Source organism: Flavobacterium sp. (assembly GCF_035292545.1).
Lineage (GTDB): Bacteria > Bacteroidota > Bacteroidia > Flavobacteriales > Flavobacteriaceae > Flavobacterium.
Genome location: NZ_DATDPV010000044.1, coordinates 1 through 5708 on the forward strand (window position 1 = coordinate 1; position 5708 = coordinate 5708).

Sequence of the window (5708 nt, forward strand, 5' to 3'; positions counted from 1 at the left end):
CATTGTTTGTAAAACGTCTGGTTCAATCAATCCGGGTAAAATGCCAAATTTCTTTGGTTTTACCTCTAATGAGCCATCTTCATTTTTTGAGATTCCGGAAGTCAGATAGTGTTGTGCAATCACTTCTGTCAGGGTTTCAATAAAAGGATTGAGGTATATTTTAGGACAGTTTTCTTGAAGCAAACTTTTGGCAGTTATTGTTTTGGAACTATAACCCATACAACTGATTTGAATATCACTAACGGTATGTTTATTAAACTTAAAATAACCATTTTTGTTCGAAACTATATATTGATTTTCATTGGGAATTTTTAATATTGCATTTTCTATAGGTGTATTTGTTTCCGCGTCAAAAACATAACCACAAAGCGATTTCTTATTTGAAATTGTGATGTATTTTTCATCTAAAACTTCTATAGAAAGCAGGGTATTTTGTCTAATATAGTTTAGTTTTTCAGTTAATGAAAAAGCAGTACTTGGCGGTGTTAATTTGAAAATTGAAATTTCTTCATCGATAGAATTAAATTCCACACCATGCTGATTAGAAATGGCCGTAAGAATCTCCTGGAGCGGCACTCCTGCGTTCTTTTTTTCTTGTGAAAAAACAGATTGAAAAACAATAAGGAATAACAAAAGTTGTAAAAAATACTTATTGATTTTTTGGGTCATTTGATAGTAGGATCAATTTTTTATCAGTTTTCATTGGTTTTAAATGATAAGTTGTACTTATAATTTTTAACGCTACCTCTATATCATTTGTTGGGAGCGTTCCCGAAAATTTTTGTTCAGAGGTGATATTTTTTAGTACAATAGTAATGTTGTATTGTCTTTCAATTTCTGCAATAACATCGACCAGATGTTCGGAATTAAATTTCATTTCGTTCTTCATCCAGCTTGGTTGTGATTGATTTGAAGACAAAGCATCAATTTCTTTTCCATCTTGAACCACTACGATCTGACCTTTTGTAATAAATGTCTTTTTTCCATTGAATTGTACTTTCACTTTGCCTTCAAAACATTCTACTTCAAAACGGTTTTTTCTCGATTTTACATTAAATTGTGTCCCTATAACCGTTACTTTTCCCAAGGGAGTATTCACGTCAAATGTTTTTCCTTCGGCTACTTTAAAAAAGGCTTCGCCACGGAGACTACATTCCCGACTATTTTTCCAATTGTTTTTTTTGTAGGTCAATTCAGAAACTGCGTTTAAGACCACTTGGGAATTATCAGGCAATAAAAAGGAATTTCTTGTTCCTGCTTCGGCTATTTGGGTTTTTGAGTCAAGGTTTGAATAAAGAAATCCAATCCCGATAAATAGGATAATCATAGCGGCAACTTTCCATATCCAATGATTTTGAAGCGAAAAAACGGGCCTGCTTTTTTTGGATTGCAGCACTTTTTGATAAGTGGCGTCAATATCAAATTCAGGCGCTTTAAACTCGCCTGAATAATCCTTTATTTTCTTATAAGTATGATACTCTGGCGTTTTCTCGAAAGCATCTAACTCGCTCTCTGTCATTTCTCCAGCCAACCATTTTGCTAAATAATAATTCTCTTTCATCATTTCTGATTTTATATTAAACAGATAAGTTTTCCAAAACCCTACCTAATGTTGTCAATTTCTTTTCTAAGGGATACTAAGGCACCGTGAATCCTTTTCTCTACGGCTTTTATGCTAATATTTAATATTTCTGAAATTTCTTTGTATTTCTTTCCTTCGATTCTATGCAATAAAAAAGCGGTTCGTTGTGCTTCTGTTAAGTTGTCTATTGCTTTTAGAAGCTTAATTTTAAATTCATTTTCTTCTAAAATAAATTCGGGACTTTCCGAAGTATGCTGAATCGGATTTGAATTTTTTGCATATTCTAAAACTACTTTTTTATGTGCGATTTGGTTTAATGAAATATTATTGGCAACTGTATATAGAAAAGATTTGGCTTTGTCCGATGGTACATTAGCACAATTTTGCCAAAGCTTTATAAATGCTTCTTGACAAATGTCTTGGGCTTGTTCGCTGTTCCCAAATTTGTAGTACAGGTAGTTTTGTAAAACTTTTGCATTACTTTTAAAAAAGTTCAGAAAAATTATTTCATCACAAATGCCTAAAAATGAGGATTTTTCCATAAACTTAAAAAATATTTACGAGTAAAATTAAAAAAAAATAGTTCTGTGGTAGGGTATTTTTGTTTTAATTTGTTTTACTATCAAACTATAAATATTTTCCATTATGAAAAAGCTTCTAAAATCCATTTCAGTATTAGGTCTTTTTTCGACCTTAATGTTTACTTCATGTCAAACTGAAGAAAATGTAGTAATTGATAGTCCGCAAAATTTAACTAAAATTGCGCCATTAACTATGTTAATTTCCAGAGTTGCACAAAGCTCAACTTCTCAAGATAACGTTTTGGACAGTAGCAGTTGTTTTAATGTAAATCTTCCCGCGACTGTTTTTGTTAATGGTCAGCAAGTAGTGGTGGAAACAGCCGCTGATTATGCAATTGTTCAAAATATTTTAAATGAGTTTAATGAAGATGACGATTCATTAACTTTTGTTTATCCGATAACAATCACTTACGCTAATTATAGTACTCAAATAATTGCTAATGCAGATCAATTAGAGAATGTTATAGATGGCTGTGGTGAAGATAATGATATTGATGAAATCGAGTGTTTGTTAATTAATTATCCAATAACAATTTCATTTTACGATGCAGCAAATCAGACTCCTTCGTCAATAACAATCAATAATGATGCAGAATTGTATAATTTCTTTAATGATTTTGATGATGATGATTATGCACAAATTAATTATCCGATAGCTGTAACAACTTCGAATGGACAGCAAACAACTATAAGTAACAATGATCAATTAGAAGATGCGATAGAAGCAGCTGAAGACACTTGTAATAATGATGAGGATGTTGATGATGATGACAATGATGATTCAGACAACACACCAATTTCTCCAAATTTCACTGCTGCACTAACGGCTGGATCCTGGTCAGTTACTTATTTCTTTGATGAAGTAAATGAAACTGCGAATTATACAAACTATGCATTTACGTTCAATGTAAACGGCTCAATAAATGTTATAGGAAACGGATTGAATTTATCTGGTGTTTGGAGTGCCTATGTTGATGATAATGAAAATACACTAGAATTGGATTTTTCAGCTTCACAATTGGAAGAATTGGGTGATGATTGGGAAATTATTGAATATACACCAACCTTAATTCGTCTTAAAGACGTAAGCGGAGAAAATGGGGAAGTAGATTATTTAACATTTACGAAAAACTAAAATAAAAATTTTAAAAAGTTTTTGTTCTGTAATATAACCAGTCTATTTTTAGACTGGTTTTTTTATTAAAATAATCCGTAAAACTTAAAAATCAAATCCTTAAATTTGCACTTCAATAAAAGACACCAATATGTTCGATAATTTAAGCGATAAACTAGACAAAGCCTTTCATGTCCTAAAAGGACACGGAAAAATAACCGAAATAAACGTAGCTGAAACTCTAAAAGAAGTACGTCGTGCTTTATTGGATGCCGATGTGAATTTTAAGATTGCGAAAGATTTTACCACTAAAGTAAAAGAAAAAGCGATTGGCCAAAATGTATTAACCACGCTTCAGCCAGGACAGTTATTGGTAAAGTTGGTTAAGGATGAACTAACGGAATTAATGGGTGGCGAAGTAGCCGGTATTAATCTTTCCGGAGCACCAACCGTGATTTTAATGTCTGGTTTACAAGGTTCTGGGAAAACGACTTTTTCCGGAAAATTGGCTAATTTCCTTAAAACAAAAAAGAACAAAAAACCGCTTTTAGTAGCGTGTGATATCTACCGTCCGGCGGCAATCAACCAGTTGCACGTGGTCGGGGAGCAAATAGGCGTAGAGGTTTACTCTGAACCGGACAATAAAAATCCTGTTGAAATTGCCCAAAACGCGATCAAACATGCCAAAGCGAATGGTTTCAATGTTGTAATTGTCGATACCGCCGGTCGTTTGGCTGTTGATAAAGAGATGATGGATGAAATTGCCCGTGTTCACAAAGCAATCCAACCCCAAGAAACCTTGTTTGTTGTTGATGCCATGACGGGTCAGGATGCCGTGAATACTGCAAAAGCGTTCAATGACATATTGAATTTTGATGGTGTAATCCTTACCAAATTAGACGGTGATACTCGAGGTGGAGCAGCAATTTCTATCAAATCGGTGGTTAATAAACCGATTAAATTTGTGGGAACAGGGGAGAAAATGGATGCCATTGATGTATTCTATCCCGTTCGTATGGCAGAACGTATTCTCGGAATGGGAGATGTTGTGTCTTTGGTAGAAAGAGCGCATGAGCAATTTGATGAAGAAGAATCAAGAAAATTACAAAAGAAAATTGCTAAAAATGAATTCGGTTTTGATGATTTCTTAACCCAAATTCAGCAAGTGAAGAAAATGGGTAACATGAAAGACTTAGTCGGAATGATTCCCGGAGCTTCAAAAGCAATGAAAGATGTAGAAATAGAAGATGATGCTTTCAAACACATTGAAGCCATCATTCATTCAATGACACCAATCGAGAGAAGCAAACCGGCCCTCATCGATGTGAAAAGAAAAGCCAGAATCGCCAAAGGATCCGGAACTAAAATCGAGCAAGTCAATCAGTTGATGAAACAGTTCGACCAAATGAGCAAAATGATGAAAATGATGCAAGGTCCGGGCGGAAAAAACCTGATGAAAATGATGGGCGGCATGAAAGGAATGAGATAATATTTTTAAGGTTTAAAGTTTCAAATGGATGAAACTTTAAACCTTAATTTTTACAATACGATTAAAAACAACTACAACAACTATTCAGTTTTATTTTTCTAGTTCTCAACAGAACTTTAAACTTTTAAACTCTAAACCAATTTAAAGATGCAACTACTAGACGGGAAAAAAGTATCCGAAGACATTAAAGTCGAAATCACTGCCGAGGTCGATTTGATGAAAAAAAACAATGAAAAAGTGCCTCATCTTGCTGCCATTATCGTTGGTAATGATGGCGCGAGTTTAACTTATGTGGGGAGCAAAGTAAAAGCGTGCGAACGTGTAGGTTTTGAATCCACCTTGGTAAAAATGCCAAGCACCACTTCTGAAACCGAGCTTTTGAAAAAAATAAAGCAATTAAACGAAGACGATAACATCGACGGTTTTATTGTTCAACTGCCTTTGCCGGAACAAATCGATACCCAAAAAGTTTTGATGGCTATTGATCCGAGCAAAGATGTGGACGGATTTCATCCTGAGAATTTCGGGAAAATGGCTTTAGATATGACCACTTTTATTCCGGCAACGCCTTTCGGAATTTTGGAATTATTGGAAAGATATAATGTAGAAACCAAAGGAAAACATACCGTAGTTATTGGCCGTAGCCATATTGTTGGTCGTCCGATGAGTATTTTGATGGGAAGAAAAGGTTTTCCTGGGAATTCCACTGTTACGTTAACGCACAGTTATACCAAAAATATTGCCCAAATCACCACACAAGCCGATATTATCATCACTGCTCTAGGCGTTCCCAATTACCTGAAAGCTGAAATGGTAAAAGATGGTGCCGTTGTAATCGATGTGGGTATTACGCGTGTTGCCGATGAAACTACCGAAAAAGGCTATGTGATTACCGGTGATGTTGATTTTGAAAATGTGAGTAAAAAAGCATCGTTTATTACC

The 5708-nt window shown here is 34.5% G+C and carries 6 protein-coding genes; 3 read left to right on the plus strand and 3 right to left on the minus strand.

All coding sequences use genetic code 11. The features are described 5' to 3' along the window. The 3 genes from VI621_RS07735 to VI621_RS07745 form a co-directional block, all read right to left on the minus strand. A partial coding sequence (locus VI621_RS07735; RefSeq protein ID WP_324217806.1) for a carboxypeptidase-like regulatory domain-containing protein occupies positions 1–669 on the minus strand: 669 nt, incomplete at its 3' end. Then, complete coding sequence (locus tag VI621_RS07740) at positions 650–1564, minus strand: FecR family protein (protein WP_324217807.1); 915 nt, start codon at positions 1562–1564, stop codon at positions 650–652. The genes VI621_RS07740 and VI621_RS07735, both read right to left, overlap by 20 nt. Before the next feature lie 38 nt (positions 1565–1602). Next, on the minus strand, positions 1603–2124 hold the full coding sequence (locus VI621_RS07745) for an RNA polymerase sigma factor (protein WP_324217808.1): 522 nt from the start codon (positions 2122–2124) through the stop codon (positions 1603–1605). A gap of 103 nt (positions 2125–2227) precedes the next feature. On the opposite strand from VI621_RS07745, the gene VI621_RS07750 reads away from it, so the two are divergent. From VI621_RS07750 to VI621_RS07760, 3 genes are all read left to right on the plus strand, one after another. Next, positions 2228–3298, plus strand: a complete 1071-nt coding sequence (locus tag VI621_RS07750) for a hypothetical protein (RefSeq protein ID WP_324217809.1) — start codon at positions 2228–2230, stop codon at positions 3296–3298. A 130-nt stretch (positions 3299–3428) separates the two neighbouring features. Next, complete coding sequence (gene ffh, locus VI621_RS07755; protein ID WP_324217810.1) at positions 3429–4766, plus strand: signal recognition particle protein; 1338 nt, start codon at positions 3429–3431, stop codon at positions 4764–4766. Positions 4767–4913: 147 nt separating this feature from the next. Continuing rightward, positions 4914–5708: bifunctional 5,10-methylenetetrahydrofolate dehydrogenase/5,10-methenyltetrahydrofolate cyclohydrolase (locus VI621_RS07760; RefSeq protein ID WP_324217811.1), on the plus strand; the 795-nt coding region annotated here is incomplete at its 3' end.